Here is a 15,516-nt window from a genome sequence, read left to right as displayed (position 1 = left end):
GCGGTCACGACTCCGGCTTCGCCGGCGGCTATGCCGCCACGACCGCGGCCGACGGCACCTACACCATCGACGGGATCTTCTACGGCACCTATCCCAAGGTGTCCGCACACGGCGGCGGCTACGACGCGCAGACCGCGACGATCACCATCGGGGGCCGGGTGGTCCGCAACTGGGCGGTGCGGCGTAACTGGGCCGCCGCCGGCGGCGGGGGCCGGGTCACCGCCTCCGACGGCAACGACGGCAGCTCGATCGGTTGCGGCGCCAACCAGTTGATCGACCAGTCGCAAAACTCCGGAGACAGCGTGGAGGTCGTGCTCACCAGCCCGGACGGCGCGATCGAGCCACGCTCGGTCACCATCGGGTTGCCGACCGCGATCAATGTGTCCGAGTTGTCGATCAACCCGTCGAACGTCTGTCAGGACGACGCCAGCGCCGCCACGGGCGACTACCGGGTGGAGACCTCGGCCGACGGCAGCACCTGGGCCGTGGCCGGCGAGGGCCACTTCACCCCCGCCCAGCTGCGCGCCACCCCCGTTCCGCTCAAGGACGGCACCGGCACCGGGGTGCGGTTCGTCCGCTACACCATGCTCGGTACCCAGGTGGCCGACACCGGCGGTACCTGCGCGGGCGGCGATTTCAGCGGCTGCTTCTTCGTCGATTCGGCGGAGCTGTCGGTCTACGGCGGCCCCGCGGCGTGACGGTCCGCCGGCCCGTCCGCGATCCAGGACGGGCCGGCGGCCGGCGGCCTCCGGTCTTCTGTGGTGTGGACGGCTCGCGGTTGGGAACGCCGCGGCGGAGCAGATCGGGGTGGACGAGGTGACGGAGCGGATGCGAGCTCCGGAGCCAGGCGGCGGGCTGGTCGGGCCGGACAGGCACACGGCCGCCCTCGACGAGGAGGAAGTGCGGGCAGTCCACAACGACTCCGGACGTTCAGCGGGCCCAAAAGCAGACACGACCGCCGTGAGGTCCAAAACATTCCCGCCGGTGACGGTCGACAGCCCGGAATCAAGCAGCGCAAGCGTGCCCGCACGGTCATTCAACAGCACCTTCTCGCCCACCGCCGGACCACCGCGGCATAGACGAACCCCGCCTGCCGGCCCGCACCAACTCGTACGCGATCGCCAGATGGTGCTGCGGCGTCAGCTCTCCATGGATCTGCCAGAACCCGCCACCGACGATCTCCCAGTCGACCAGCTCCGTACTGGCTTCGTAGACACGCACCTCACTCCACGCCGCGCCGACTCCGCCCGCAGCTCAGCACCCACACCGGCGCCGCTCAGCGACATCGAGCGCCGGCGCGGAAGCCGACCCGCCTCCGCGGCTACCGTAATTTGTGGGGGCCGGCGCAGCCATCAGATCGTCCTCAGCGTTCCACTAGTTCTTCGTCGGGTTCGATGGCCACCTGGATCACCAGCGGAGGATGTCCCCGCCGCACCAGCGAGCCGCGGCCGGGTGGCTGCGGAGCCGCCCGCAGGCCCCCGATCAGCGCCCCCTCCCGGGGATCGCCGGACAGCAGCAGGCCGGCCGCGCCGACCTCGATCGTCTTGCCGAGCAAGCTGCTGCCGGACAGCGACCGCGCCACTCCGGCCGTGCGATGGGCGGCGACCACGTGGAAGCCGACCTCGCGGGCCCGCGCCAGATAGGGCGTCAACGGCGCCAGCGGCGACGCCGGGCCCGCGGCCAGCATGTCGAGATCGTCGACCACCAGGTACAGCTCCGGCCCGGACCACCAGGACCGCTCGCGCAGTTCGCGCGCCGAGATCCCGGACGGCGGGCGGCGGCCGTCGAGCGTCTCGGCCAGCGCCTTGGCGTACACCGCCGCTGCGTGCTCGTCACCCGCGTACGCGCCGACGTAGGCCTCGTCAACGACATCGAGCAGACCCCGCCGATAGTCGACGATCATGAAGCGGGCTTCCTCATCGCTCACCGCGGCAGTCACCGTGCGCATCCACGTCCGCAAGGCGTGGGTCTTGCCCGATCCGCCGTCGCCGATGACGGCGAAGTGCGGCTGGTCCTTGGTGAGGTCGAGGCCGACCGGGCTCAGATCGGTCTCGTCGAGCCCGATCGCGGACGGGTCGAGGGTGGCCAGATCCCGGGCCAGGATCCGTTCGGGCAGCAATCGAACCTGCGGCGCACGCGGGCCCGGCCAGGCCATCGCGATGCGGTGGAGCAACTTGGCCTGAGCGCCGGAGAGGTCGGCCGACAGTTCGCCGCCGTCATCGGTACGGGGCAGGGCCACCTGGAAGAAGGCGCCCGGGGCGACGACACCACGACCGGCCGGGGCGGCGGTGAGCTGACGGGCCAGGGCCCGGCCCACCTCCGATTCGTACGGGTCGTTCAGCCGCAGCTCGAGACGCCCGCCGATGCTGTCCCGCAGGTTCGCGCGGATCTCCACCCACCGGTTGGCGGTCAGGACCACGTGCACGCCCACTCCGAGACCGCGCGCGGCCAACTCGACGACCTGGGCGTCGTAGTCGTCGGACTCACCGCGCAGGGCGGGCCAGTTGTCGATGATCAGGAACAGATCCGCGCCGCGGGTGCCGGGCGGCAGGGCGCCGGCCTCGCGGCGCTGCCGGAACTCACCGATGGAGCCGATCTGCTCGGTACGGAACAGTTCCTCCCGTTCCCGCATGAGCCGGCCCGCCTCGGCCAGCAACCGCCGCACCCGCTCCGGTTCCAGCCGCGAAGCCACACCGGTGACGTGCGGCGCCTGCCCGAACGGCAGCAGCGTGCCGCCGCCGAAGTCGATGACGGACAGGTGGGCCTCGTCCGGGGTGGCGGTCAGCATGATCGATATCATCAGCGTCCGCAGAAAGGTGCTCTTTCCAGACTGAGGCGCCCCCACCAGAGCGACGTTGCCGGCTTTTCCGCCCAGCTCCAGGGTCATCGGTTCCTGGCGCTGGCTGAGTGGCAGGTCGGCCACCGCCACCGGCACCCGCAGGCCACCCAGCACCGGCCACAACTCCGCGTTGAGCCCTCGGTCGGGTGATTGTGCGATCGGCCCGAGCAGGTCGTCCAGCGCGATGGCCGGCGGCAACGGCGGCAGCCAGACCTGGTGCACCGGCTGATCGTGCCCGCGCAACCGATCGACGACCACGGCCAGCTCGGTCCGGGCGTCGAGATCCACCGCGACCGCCGGGACCGGCGTGGTCCCGGCCGGCACCACCTCGGGGCGCATCGTCAACGGCACCAGGCTGGTCACGCTCGAGCTGCTCTCGGCCGCATCGTCGGCCGGGAGGTACGGGCCGGAGATGTGCGCGACCCGGAACCGGCGATACTCGGCCTCGCCCACCTTGAGGAAGGCGGAACCCGGAACAGGCGGCAGGTGGTACGCGTCGGGGGTACCGATCACCGCCCGGCTCTCGGCCGCCGAGAACGTCCGCAGGCACAGGCGGTACGACAGGTGCGACTGCAGCCCGCGCAGCCGGCTCTCCTCGAGCCGCTGCGTGGCCAGCAGCAGATGCATCCCGAGCGACCGGCCGACCCGGCCGATCTGCACGAACAGGTCGATGAAGTCCGGACGCCCGGACAGCAGCTCACCGAACTCGTCCACGATGATCAGCAGGTACGGCAGCGGTTGCAGGGGCCGCCCGGAGCTGTCGGTGCCGCCTGCCGCCTGCCGGATCTGATAGTCGCGGACCGAGTCGACGTTGCCGGCGTCGCGCAGCATCTGCTGGCGGCGCTGCTGCTCACCCTCCAGCGCGGCCCGCACCCGGTCGACCATCGCCAGGTCGTCGGCCAGGTTGGTGATCAGACCCGACACGTGCGGCAGGTCGGTGACCCCGGCGAAGGTGGCGCCGCCCTTGAAGTCGATGAGCACCAGGCTCAGCAGTTCGGGGCTGTGCTTGGCGGCCAGGCCGGCCACCAGCGTTCGCAGCAGCTCGCTCTTGCCCGAGCCGGTCGCCCCGACCACCAGCCCGTGCGGGCCCATCCCGCGCTGCGCCGACTCCTTGAGGTCGAGCAGCACCGGTTCGCCCTCGCCGTCCAGGCCGATCGGCACCCGCAGCATGTCGTCGCCGCCCGGCGCGGCGCGGCCCCGCCCCGGATCGAGCCGGCCGACGTCGGCCACGCCCAGCATCTGCGGCAGGGTGGTGATCCGGGACAGCACCGGCTCCCGGTCCACCGTGAGCCGCAGCGGCGTCAACCGGCGCGCGATGGCCTCGGCCAGCACCGGATCGATGCTGTCGGCCCGGGCCCGCTCTACCGATCCGTACCGGTCGTCCAGCCCGCTGAGCTCGAGCGAGCCGTCCGCCCCGACCACGGCCCGCGCGTCCACCCGGCTCGGTTCGCTCGCCCGGCGCTCGCTGAGGCACACCAGCGTGATGCCGAGCTCCGGACCGGCCTCGGCCCACAGCGAGTCGAGCAGCGGCGAGCGCGCCCACGACGCGTCCGGGCGGTAGCCGTCGAGGACGACGATCAGCCGCCGTACGGCCGGGGTGGCGGTGCCGAAACCGACCCGCCGGTTGCGGGTCTCGTCGCGCATCCGGTCGCGTTCGCGCTCCAGGAAGTCGGCCAGCCGGTCGAAGTCCTCGGCCACCAGGGAGGTCACGCCGGCCTCGGACGCCGCCGCGGGCTCGAACGTGTGCGGCAGCCAGGTGGCCCACTTCCAGTCGTCGGCGCCCGCGGTGACCACGGCCATCAGCACGTCCTCGGGCGCGTGCAGAACGGCGACCTGACAGAGCAGGGCCCGGGCCAGGGCGCGGGTGTCGGCGGGCGCGCCGACCAGGCTGACCACCCCGCTGCCGCGCAGGTCCAGCCACGCCGTCTGGCCGCCGACCGTGCGGTGCGCGGCGATGATCGAGTCGGCCTCGGCGATCAGATCGGTCTCGTTCTCGGCCATCGGATCGATGCGCCCGGCCAGCGAGATGCCGCCGCCCAGCGGCCCCCGCCCGGAGCCGGCCCGCACGCGCAGGAAGTCCGGGTCGGTGGGCCGGCGTTCCCAGGTGCGCCGGCGGCCGCCGGCCAGCGGCAGGAGACGAAGCGGGTCGGGGTTGCGGACCACCGCGGATCGGCGCGTGGCCGCGGCGAGCGTCCGCGCCTCGCCGCGCACCTCGTCGAGGACGTCGAGATAGCGCTCCCGCTGCCGGCGGCCGGCCGCGTCCTGCGCGTGCGTCATCTGCCAGCGGATGGCGACCGTCGACAACACCGACAGCACGACGAAACCGATGCCCAGCGCGATCAGCAGCGGCTTCTGATACGAGATCAGATAGCCGGCCATGGCCACGGTGGAGAACAGCGGCAGCATCAGCGTCAGCCACATGTTGTTGTTGCCCTGCCGCTGCCGGGGAGGGGGGACGGGCACGCCGATCCGGTCGGCCGGCGGCTCCGGGAAGGACAGGCGGGCGGGCCGGTGGAAAGCGATGCGGCTCATGCGGGCAACGTTCTTTCGGGGGTCGGGGCGCTGTCCGGCAGGTCGTCGACCAGCAACGTCATGAGGTCGGAGGTGCTGGGCTCGGCGATCGACGCCACCCGTTGCGCCTGCCGTTCGGTCATGTCCTGGAACACCTGGCGGGCCGACCGGCCGTTGCCGAAGTGAGGTGTGCGGCGCATCCGGGTGAACAGGGCGGTCAGCGCCTCGCCGGCGCCGGCTTCGATCTCGTAGCGGTGACCGGCCGCCTGGCTGCGGACGATGTCGACCAGCTCGGCGGGGTCGTAGTCCTCGAATTGCAGCGTCCGCGTGAAGCGCGACGCCAGACCAGGATTGGAGGCGGTGAACCGCTCCATGTCGGCCGGATAGCCCGCCACGATCACGACCACCTCGTCGCGATGGTCCTCCATCAACTTGACCAGGGTGACGATGGCCTCCGACCCGAAATCGGAGCCCGAACCCTCCGGCACCAGGGAGTACGCCTCGTCGATGAACAGCACCCCGCCCACCGCACGCCGGAACACCGCCTGGGTGCGCGGCGCGGTGTGCCCGACGTACTCGCCGACCAGCATCGAGCGGTCCGCCTCGACCAGGTGCCCGGACTTGAGCAGACCGAGCGCGGCCAGGATCCGGCCGTACAGCCGGGCCACCGTGGTCTTTCCGGTCCCCGGGTTGCCGGCGAAGATCAGGTGCCGGCCGAGCGGCGGCGCGGGCAGACCGGCGTCGCGCCGCTGCCTCACCATGCGCATGACGTTCACCATCCGGTTCACGTCCTGCTTGACGGTGGCCAGCCCGATCAGATCGTCGAGCTCGGCCAGGTGGGCGGCCAGCAAGTCGGGGGCCGGTTCGCCTTGCGTCTCGTTCGCCGGGGAACTCGCCGGCGCGGTGGGCGTCCGGGTTTCCTTCTCCGGCAGGTCGTCGGCGGTCACCCCGTCCGACGTGCACCCGGACCAGGTGGGCCGGGCGGCCGGGTCGACGGACGCGCCCCGGGCCGAGTCGTGCACGCGAAGGCCCTCGAAGGAGGGGTCGGCGTCGGCGCCCACGTACACCGCCGGATAGCCGGCCTCGCCGACCGAGCATCCGACGAACCGCCCATGACCATTGGCGTGCACGACGACGCCGTTCTGCTTCGTGCGCACCACCGAGGTGTCGTGGACGGTCGGAGCCGCGTTCGCCGCCACGACGATGCCGATGCCGGCGACATCCGAGACGGAACAGTCGAGCAGGTACGCGGTGGAGCGCTCACCCAGGTGCACACCGGCGTCCGAGCCACCCCGGATCGCGCACCGGTGCAGCACGGCGGAGGCGTCCTGGTCGACCAGCACGCCGACGCGATCCACGCCGCTGATCGAACAGTCCCGCAGCAGCGGGCGGTGCTTCCCCGCGATCAGGGCGCCGGCCACGCCCCCGGTGATCTGGACCGTGGAGGCCGCCACGTCGCCCCGGTCCGACACGCCGATCCCCGCGGTGACGGCACGGGCGATCTCCACGGTGTCCAGCGCGACCGAGGCCTCCTCCTCCACCAGGACGCCGTACTCGCCGATGTCGTGCAGCCGGGTGCGCTCCAGGACGGCCTCGGCGCGGCCGGCGACCCGGACGGCCGTACGCCCGATCCCGCCGACCTCCGAGTCCGAGAGCCGCACGGACGCGGTGCCGTCCGCGGCCATCCCATGGCCGTCGGCGCGATCCACCGTGAGCCCTTCCGCGCGCACCGTGGCCGCGTCCCGGGCCACCAACGCCGATCGGCCGGCCCGCCGGATCGTGCCACCGTGCAGCCGGACGCCGGCGTCGTTGACCACGAGCAGTCCGGTGCCGGCCGACTCGACGACCGTCAGATCCCGCACCAGCACCGCGGCCGATCCCCCGACCAGCATGCCGGCGCCGGCCGGGCGGACCACCTCACACCTTTCCGTCACGACCCCGCCACCGGTGCGGGTCGCTTCGCCGTCGCCCTCCGCGTCGATCCAGAACCCGTCCCCTCCCGCGTCGCGCACGGCCAGGTCCCGTACGGCAGGCGCTGCCGTGCCCAGGACGGCGACCCCGTGCCGGCCCGGGCGGCTCACCTCTCCCCCGGTCACCAGTCCCCGTGCCGCACCGGCGAAGATGATGCCGTCCTGGCCGGGTTCGGTCACCCGGAGCCGGGTGATCTCGGGCTTGGCGTCGTCGCGCACCACCACCGCGGCCCGGCCGGCGCCGGCCACCACACAGTCCTCCAGCACGGCCCGGCTGGCGTCCACGATCAGCACCGTTCCCCCGGTCACCCGGCACCGGCGGAACGTGGGCGCGGCGTCGGCGCCGATGCGGACGTCGCCCTGGATCTCGCAGTCCTCCAGGACCACCGATCCCCGTTCGACCAGGACGGCCAGTTCCCCGGTGGCCGCCTCGACCCGGACGCCCCGGATCGTTCCCTCGTCCGCCGAGACGGTCATGGCCGGCCCGTTGGCTCCGATCAGGCGGACATCCCCCGGCGCACCCGCCCCGGTGAGGCGCACGGGCCGGTCCACGAACAGCCGCTCGGTGTAGAGCCCGGCCTCGACAGTCACCGCCGGCACACCGCCACCTGCGGGATCCACCGCGCGGAGGGCCGCGCCGATGGTGCGGTGCGCGCCCCACGCCTTGGGGGCGACTCGCTGCCAATTCCGCTCCGAGACGCTCATCGCGTGACCTCGGCGCACGGGTTGATGGCCAGCACCGCCCCGGGCACGTCGTGCTCCGCCTGGTATTGCTGGAGCTCGACGTGGTGGTGGGACCCGTCCGGGCTGACCTCGAAGACCCGCGTGACGCCGTCGCGGTCCTTGTGCACAAAGGCTGCGCTGTCCCGGCCCTCCGGCGAGAACAGGACCCAGGTGCCCGATTCGATGCCGCCGACCACCGACTGCACGGAGTCCCAGTCGTCCCGGGTGTCCGTCCAGCCGGCGCGCCAACTGTCCTCGAGGAACCGGAACCCGGTCTCCTGGCCGGAGCGAACCCCGGCCGGCGGGCGCGGCTCGACGTCGTGCTGGACACCGATCGAGAACCGGGCCTGGACAAGCCGGCGGAGCATGCTCGCCGGATCCGTCCGCCCTTGGCCGGCTGCTCGCCCCACCAGGGCGTCGATGCGCCCGGCATCCGCCGCCAGCGACGGCAGGTCGACGCCGCCGGTGGCCGCCGGCCCGGGTTTCGGCTCATCCAGGGGAACTCGGCCGTGCACCGTCTCGACGAAGCTGGGGTGGCCCGTCTCGGTGAGCCCGGCGGGCAGCTCCGCCCCGAATCCTGTCCGGGGGAAGACCAGCACCCGGTTGGGGATGTCCGCCGCGAGACCGCCGACCACCCTGTCGGCGATCTGCTGGACGCGGCCGCCGTCCAGCGCTCGGAAGGGGCCGAGGAAGTGGACCACCAGCGTGGACCGTCCGTCCGGATCGATCGCGGCAAGCGCCTCCTGAAGCTGATTCTGGGACCGCACGGTCGGGTCGACGAACACTCGGATGCCGCCGTCCGGGGCCCTCAGCAGAGGGAAGCGGTACGTCGGCCGGTCACCCTGGAACAGCACGTAGGTGTCGCCGCGGTAGGCGTGCTGGAGGGTGACGCCATCCGGCAGATCACCGCGCAAAGGCAGCGGAGACACGGGAGCGCCACCGCGCGACGCTTCTGTCTCGCCCTTCTGAACCGCCGGCGCCGCGGCATGGGTCATCTCGACGAATGCGGGGTCTCCGGTCTCGGAAACGCCGGCGGGCAACTCGGACCCCAGCCCCGCACGCGGAAAGACCAGCACCCGGTTGGGGATGTCCGCCGCGAGACCGCCGACCACCCTGTCGGCGATCTGCTGGACGCGGCCCCCGTCGAGGGGGGCGAGGAAGTGAACCGCCAACGTGGGCACGCCTTGCGGATCGATGGCGGCGAGCGCATCCCGAAGCTCCGCCTGGGACCGCATCGTCGGGTCGACGACGACCCGGATACCGTCGTCCGGTGCCCCGGGGACGGGACCCGCCGCTTCGTCGGGAATCGGGCGGTACGGGGGATCGCCGTCGCCCCGGGACAGGACGAAGGTGCCGGGGTGATCGCCCGGCCGCAAAGTGACGCCTTCGGGCAGAGCGCCGCGCAAGGGCAAGGGACGCTCGGGAACCGCCGGCGCAGCGGCGCCGCCGCGCGAGGAATCGGCCCCGCCGCGCGAGGAATCGGCCCCGCCGCGCGAGGAATCGGCCCCGCCACGCGAGGAATCGGCCCCGCCACGCGACGGCAGGTCGATGCCGGCGGCCGGAGCCTCTCCCGCCGAGTTGGTCAGCGGTTCCGGCATCCGGTGATCTGCCGCATCGCGCGGGGGTGCCGGTTCGCGCGGCGGGGCCGGGCTCGCGGGAGGCCCAGGCTTGCTGCCCAGCAGCCCTCCTGTATAGGTGCGGGCATCGGCCGCGGCGCGCATGTCCTGCTCGCTCGCCGCAGCGCCGGACCGGGCCGGCGTCACCGAGGGCACACCCTGGGTACGGCCACCGGAAGCCGAGGAGTCGACCGCCGGCACGTCGGACGGGGAGAGGCCGAGCCGGCGACCGATGTACAAGCGGGCCTCGGCTGCGGCTCGGCTGTCGCCGGCGCCCGAGCGGACCGGCGCCCCGGAAAGCCCGTCCCGAACGCCGGCATCAGACGCGGCCGTGGAGGTCTCCGCGGCGCCGCCGGTCGCTTGTGGACCGGACCGTGGAAGGCCCACTCCTCCCCCGGTATAGGTCCGGGCATCGGCCGCGCGATGCATGTCCTCTGCGGCCGGTGGACGTTCCCGCTGTGGCTGGGGCCGCGGTGCATCCTTCAGCGTCTGGGACGAGACCGTGGTGCCGTCGCGCGCCTCGACCTGGCTGCCGCCGCCCGGGTTGCGGTCCTGCGTGAGCCCGCCCCGCTCCGGCTGTGCCGTGGGTTCCGACGGCCCCCGGTCGTCGACGGCCGTCCCGCGGTCCGGTTTGTCCTTGGCCACCGGCACGGTTTCCTGACCGCTCTTCTTCGGTGTCTGCTTGATGAGGGTGATCGTGTGGTCGACCTGGGTCTGGCTGCCGCGGGAGACGCTGCCGAGCTTCGTGCCGCCGCTCTTGCCGGCACCGGACCCGCCGTCCGGCCCGGCGTCGCCCCCGTGGGAGCCGCCACCGTTCGGTTCGCCCGGGCCGCCATGGGTGATCCGGCCGGTCTGCGGGTCGACGTGCAGGCGGTCGATGCTGATCTGTGGAGCGTCCTCGGCGGTCAGCGAACCATCCGACTGCAGCTTGAGTTTGGGATGGCTGCCGCCCGGGCCGCCGTCCGCGGCGTACTTATCGAAACTGACATCGCCGCCCATCTTCACCTCGGCGACGTGCAGCTCGTTCCCTTTGACCTCGACCGGCTTGAAGGTCCTCGCGTCCGGGTCCCACCGGTGATAAGTGCGGCCGCCGCCTTCGGCGGCCGACGCTCCGCCGTCGGCCGACTGGGGGCCCTTCGCCTCTGCCACGGGCGTCCACCCCTTGCCCGGCTCATGGGCCAGCCAAGCGGTCGGCTCCCGGTCCCAGTCGGCGCGGCTTCCATCGGGATAGTGACCGGGGTCGTCCGGGCGCATGATCCGGGTGATCGCGGGGACCTCGTCGGTGTCCAGCCTCCCGGAACGCCAGCCGCCGGATCCACCGACGTCGAGGTCGTGATATTTCGGGCCGTCGCCGCCCGGCACGTGCGACGGTGGCCGCTGGAAGGTGAGCAGATCGATGCTGCCGTCATCGTTCCGGCGCAGGATCTGCGAGGGGCCAGAGTCGCCCGCGCCGGTTTCCCCGGCATCGGTCACCCGCGGCGCACGGTCCGGCTGACCGTTCCCGCCGACCGGATCGGTGTGCGTCCCGGTCTTCGACGACGGGCCAGGACCGAGCTTGTCGCCCTCCCCGGGGAAACTGACCTGCTTGGGGGGCGCCTCCCCGGCGTGACCGACGTTCTCCATCTTCCAGGTGCTCGTCTTCGGGTCATGCATGAGGAGCAGGTCGTACGTGTCCGAGCCGTCCGCGGCACCGGTGCGCGAGCCACTGCCGCGGTGTCCCGCACCCGCGGCCCGCTCCACGGAGATCGGATGCTCGTCCGGGGACCTGACGGTGGCCGCCGTGGTTCCGTCACCGCGCAGCTCGACGTAGGTGAAGCCGTCCTGCACCGGGTCGGACGACGCTGAGCCCAGGGCCCGGTCTTTGACCGGAACGCCGTTCAAGGTGTCGCCGGTCCCCCGGAAATCGTGCGGCTCATTCATCCGGACCAGCTCGACATTGCCGTGCTCGTCGGTGCGTAACACCTGGCGTCCGGGCTTCGGGGGATGGGCGATCGTGGCTGCCCCCGACGGCTTCGCCTGCTGGCCCACGGCCCGAGTCATCGACTCCGAGGGTGACGTGCTCGCCGCGGCGCCGTCGCTGTCCCGCGCGGGACCGTGTCCGTCGCGGCTCGGGCCCGGCCTGTCCATGTCGCCGGCCGGGCTGTGGGACAGCCCCTGACCGTCGGCGGCCTTGCGCGCCGCGGCGGCCTCGGCCACCTTGGCCCGGTCCACTTCGCCCGAGTTTCCCCGGGGCGGCTGCTTCGCCGCTCCGGGCCCACTCAACGGCGAATCCCCACCGGGATTGCCGTCCAGCCCCGTACGGTCGGGCGCCCCCGTACCCCCGGCCTTGCGGGCCTCGGCGGCCTGGGCGATCTTGCTTCGGTCGACGTCTCCCGTGAGCCTGACATCTCCGCCCGGAGCGGACCGGTTGTCCACGGCAGCCATCGCGGCGCCGTCCTGCGATGATCCCGCGCCGGTGCTCGCGTCGTGCTCGGGCGCCGACCGTCCGCCGCCCGTGATCGGGCCGGTCGTCGACTGGCCCGTGCCCAGATCGGTCACGCCATCGGCGATCTTGTTCGCGTCATCCGCTACCTTGCCGGCTCGCCACTGCGATCCGGACCGCACCGGCTGGCCGTCGGCCGCCGCGGCGAGGCCCTTGCCGCCGCTCGAGCCTGCGATGCCGCGGGCGCCGTCCGAGCCGAGCGCGCTTCCCCCTTCGCTGCCGAGCAAGCTGGCGCCATCGCTGCCGGACTCGCTGCCCAACAGCCGGTAGGAATCGCCGCTCGCCACGCTGCTGGCATCGCTGCCGAACTCACTACTTCCCTTGCTGCCCACCAAGGTGGAGCCTTCGCTGCCGGCCTTACCGCTCAGCACGCTGCCGGAATCGCCACTCAGCGAAGCGAAATCCTCGCCGCCGGCCTTACCACCCAGCATGCTCCCGGAGTCGCCACCCACCGAAGCGAGGTCTCCGCCGCCGGCCTTACCACCCAGCACGACGCCGGAGTCACCTCCCACCGAAACGACGTCTCCGCCGCCGGCCTTGCCACCCAGCACGCTGCCGGAATCGAGACCCTCCGCCCCTCGCGTTCCGCGGGCCACCGCAGCCTCGTCGCCGGCCGCGCCGCCGGCCTTGGGCAGACCGCGGCCGAAGCCGATACCGCCGATCACGCCGAGGCCGATGGCGATGCCGATCTCCTTGGGACTCACCTTGAACGGATCGCCGGTGATCTTGTCCTTGATCGCGTCGGTGGCCAGCAGGGGGCCGACACTCAGGATGGTGCCGACGACAGCGTCGCCCGCCGCGTGCCCGAGCGGGGCGAGCCACCTCGTGCCCGACCAGATCGCCTCGAGCGCGGCGGCGATCGCGTTGCCGAGGAAGTCCATGACGCGGGCCATCATGGCGGCGGTGGCCGGCAGGAACGCCAGCCCGCCGAAGACGAGCATGAAGAACAGGCCGAACAGCTCGCCGATCAGTTCGGCCAGCCCCTCCTTCTGCTCCTTGGCTCGTTGCTTCTCCAGGTTGATGGCGTACCAGTTGATGGTCTCGCCGATGTTCCACAGCATCCGCGCCGCGCTCGGCACTTTGGCGTGCTGATCGCTGTTGGACAGCAGCGCGGTCAGCGCGTCCATGGTCTCCCGGACGACCGCCGCGGACGACGAGCTGTCCCCGGTCCACAGCTCGCTGTCGAATCCTCCGTCGACGGCGCCGTGCGCGTACTCCCACACGAGATCACCGAGCTGGATGAACAACCCGGCGTACTGGTAGATCGCGTCGAAGTCCGGTGGCTGCCCATCGGTGGAGTAGTCGTCGTCGGCGTTCGGATCCGGTATTGCCATGGCGAGTGGAGCTCCTCGGCTGTGGTGCGATGTCAGACCTCGGTGATCGGGGGTGAATCCCCGCCACCCCCGCCGCCGTCGAGGGTTCCCCCGCCGAGCAGAACCCGGAACTTGTCCCGCAGATCCGTCCAGCCCGCCTCGATGACCTTCTCGTGGCTGTTGTACGAGGAGGCAGCGTGGCCGAGCCCGGCGACCAGACGGTTCAGCACCCCTTTCTCCGGTTCCTTGGCGGTACCGAAGATCGCCGTGGACACCACGTCGTACCGGTCGAGCAGCTTGTCGGCTTCGGCCTTGGCCTCACCGGCCCAGCTGATCTGCAGGTCGTTCAGCGCGTCGTTGATCTTGCTGAGCGCACCCACCAGCTCCTCGGTCATGGCCGTTAGCGTGTGCGTGCTGAGCATGTGCAGTTCGCCGATGCTCATGTCCAGATGACCCTTGCTGCCCTGGACGTAGGTGCCGCCGTCCGGGAGGCTCATGAGCCGGACTGCATCGTCAGGTTCTGCTCGGCCTTGCGCTCGGTGTCCAGATAATTCTGATACGTGATGCGCATCCGGTGCAGAATGCCGAGCAACACGTCGGCCATGTCGTCCGCGCTGCGCTTGAACTCGGCGCGCATCGGCTCGAAGGTGTCGGCCGCCGGCGAGCGCCACATCTCGGACGCCGAGCGGAAGTCGTGTTCGATCGCATCGAGCGTCTCCCGCACGATGCGGACCTGGATGTCGACGATGCCGATCGCGTCGTTCATCTCGCCCATCAGCACCTTGAACTTGGCCAAGGAGATCTGTTCCGCCATGACTCACCTCCGGTCTGCCACCGTAGGACGGTGCACCGCGGTTCTCCATGTCACCGTTTTGAGGACCGGATCGGGGATGTCCGGGACGCCGGACCGCGGAGGATCATGACGCCATGCCTGCGATCTGGTCCAAGTGGGATGATCAGCCGTTGCCGAACCCGGCCGACAGCAAGGACGGTGCCGGCGACTCCCCGGGCAGCGCTCAGGGCCCGTCGAAGCGACTTCAGGTGAACTGGGTCCACCCGCACGTCCCGACCGTTCCGGACCGGCATGCCGGGTGGGCGGCCGGGGACGGTTCCGGGCAGAAGGACAGCGACGGCAACTACTTCGGCGGCGGCCACGGCAATGCCGGCGGCGACAGCAGCAGCAGCAGCAGTTCCGGCTCCGGCTCCGGCTCGGGGACCGGGGTACAGCCGAACGGCGCCTCCGAGATGGATCGCCTGGCGGTGAACACCGACGCCCTGTACGCGTGGGAGCAGACCATCCTCGATCGGGCCAGTGACCTGGTCGCTCAGTTCAACAGTCTGCGGGACCGCTCGCAGGGTGCCCTGAGCGAGCCGATGTGGGGTCTGGGCGAGGGCCAGTGGTCCCATCCACAGCACCACGCCACCGACCACGACGACGTCGACCCGACGCCGAGGTGGGTCCCCTCCGAGTCCGCTCACGCCACCCGCAACTTCGTCAAGTCCATCGCGGACGCTCAGCAGGGCGCTCTGCAGCTGACAGCCGACATGATGACGCTCAGCGGTTCGTTCATCGAGATGCTCGACGGCACGATCAGCGGTTACGCGCAGATGGACATGCTGAGCGTCTTCCCCGATCCCGCCGACCTCAAGGCGGCCAGTCAGTAGCCGACCGGCCGCCTCAGGAGTCCGCCGGCGCGGTCTACTCCGCTACGCAGACGATCGACACTGCTCCACCGGCGAGGTGCGGGTAGCTCTCCGCGTAGCCGTTCGGGTCGCCGCGGTTGGTCAGCTTGACGCCGATCATGCCGTTGTGCACCGGGAAAGTGCCCAGAGCGACCCAGCTCGAGTGGTGTGCGCTCTGATTCACGATCTTCTCGCCGGACGGATTGACATAGGTCGTGTTACCCGCCGTCGTGCCGTGCACCACGGCGAAATGGGCACTGCGCGCCGCCACGTCGCGCGCACTCGAGCTCGTCGGCACGTACAACGACAGCGTGCACGACTGCGCCGCACTACCCACCTGAAATCCCCACACGATGGACTGCCCAGCGCTGTCCGCATC

At 71.7% G+C, this 15,516-nt stretch carries 7 protein-coding genes and 1 pseudogene; 2 read left to right on the top strand and 6 right to left on the bottom strand.

What is annotated here, in order from left to right:
* Positions 1–698 (top strand): annotated as a pseudogene (locus tag AB0J66_RS49450) (hypothetical protein); the annotation flags it as partial.
* 665 nt (positions 699–1,363) lie between these two features.
* Here AB0J66_RS49450 and eccCb read toward each other — a convergent pair.
* From eccCb to AB0J66_RS49425, 5 genes are read right to left on the bottom strand one after another with little or no spacing between them, the layout of a single operon-like run.
* Positions 1,364–5,371, bottom strand: coding sequence for a type VII secretion protein EccCb (eccCb, locus tag AB0J66_RS49445; RefSeq protein WP_364676442.1), 4,008 nt, complete (start codon positions 5,369–5,371; stop codon positions 1,364–1,366).
* Positions 5,368–8,025, bottom strand: coding sequence for a right-handed parallel beta-helix repeat-containing protein (locus AB0J66_RS49440; RefSeq protein ID WP_364676440.1), 2,658 nt, complete (start codon positions 8,023–8,025; stop codon positions 5,368–5,370). Before AB0J66_RS49440 ends, eccCb begins: the two co-directional genes overlap by 4 nt.
* The gene (locus tag AB0J66_RS49435; protein ID WP_364676437.1) at positions 8,022–13,475 is read right to left on the bottom strand and encodes a hypothetical protein; all 5,454 of its coding nucleotides are present in this window, start codon (positions 13,473–13,475) and stop codon (positions 8,022–8,024) included. The genes AB0J66_RS49440 and AB0J66_RS49435 overlap by 4 nt, the downstream gene beginning before the upstream one ends.
* A gap of 32 nt (positions 13,476–13,507) precedes the next feature.
* On the bottom strand, positions 13,508–13,951 hold the full coding sequence (locus tag AB0J66_RS49430; RefSeq protein ID WP_364676434.1) for a hypothetical protein: 444 nt from the start codon (positions 13,949–13,951) through the stop codon (positions 13,508–13,510).
* A complete protein-coding gene (locus AB0J66_RS49425; protein ID WP_364676431.1) occupies positions 13,948–14,268 on the bottom strand; it encodes a hypothetical protein in 321 nt (106 codons plus the stop codon). Before AB0J66_RS49425 ends, AB0J66_RS49430 begins: the two co-directional genes overlap by 4 nt.
* 113 nt (positions 14,269–14,381) lie before the next feature.
* Between AB0J66_RS49425 and AB0J66_RS49420 the strand changes: the two genes are divergently transcribed.
* On the top strand, positions 14,382–15,119 hold the full coding sequence (locus tag AB0J66_RS49420; protein WP_364676429.1) for a hypothetical protein: 738 nt from the start codon (positions 14,382–14,384) through the stop codon (positions 15,117–15,119).
* A gap of 34 nt (positions 15,120–15,153) precedes the next feature.
* On the opposite strand, the gene AB0J66_RS49415 is transcribed toward AB0J66_RS49420, so the two are convergent.
* Positions 15,154–15,516, bottom strand: a 363-nt coding sequence (locus tag AB0J66_RS49415) for a hypothetical protein (protein WP_364676427.1), incomplete at its 5' end; no start/stop codon positions are given.

It is taken from the genome of Actinoplanes sp. NPDC049598 (assembly GCF_040675435.1).
Taxonomy (GTDB): domain Bacteria; phylum Actinomycetota; class Actinomycetes; order Mycobacteriales; family Micromonosporaceae; genus Actinoplanes.
Note: the sequence above shows the minus strand (reverse complement) of the source record. Positions and strands in the feature narration are given on the sequence as shown.

What these genes read in the sequence shown, in the direction of transcription:
- eccCb (WP_364676442.1), bottom strand. Translation starts at nt 5,371, where the DNA reads ATGAGCCGCATCGCTTTCCACCGGCCCGCCCGCCTGTCCTTCCCGGAG.
- AB0J66_RS49440 (WP_364676440.1), bottom strand. Translation starts at nt 8,025, where the DNA reads ATGAGCGTCTCGGAGCGGAATTGGCAGCGAGTCGCCCCCAAGGCGTGG.
- AB0J66_RS49435 (WP_364676437.1), bottom strand. Translation starts at nt 13,475, where the DNA reads ATGGCAATACCGGATCCGAACGCCGACGACGACTACTCCACCGATGGG.
- AB0J66_RS49430 (WP_364676434.1), bottom strand. Translation starts at nt 13,951, where the DNA reads ATGAGCCTCCCGGACGGCGGCACCTACGTCCAGGGCAGCAAGGGTCAT.
- AB0J66_RS49425 (WP_364676431.1), bottom strand. Translation starts at nt 14,268, where the DNA reads ATGGCGGAACAGATCTCCTTGGCCAAGTTCAAGGTGCTGATGGGCGAG.
- AB0J66_RS49420 (WP_364676429.1), top strand. Translation starts at nt 14,382, where the DNA reads ATGCCTGCGATCTGGTCCAAGTGGGATGATCAGCCGTTGCCGAACCCG.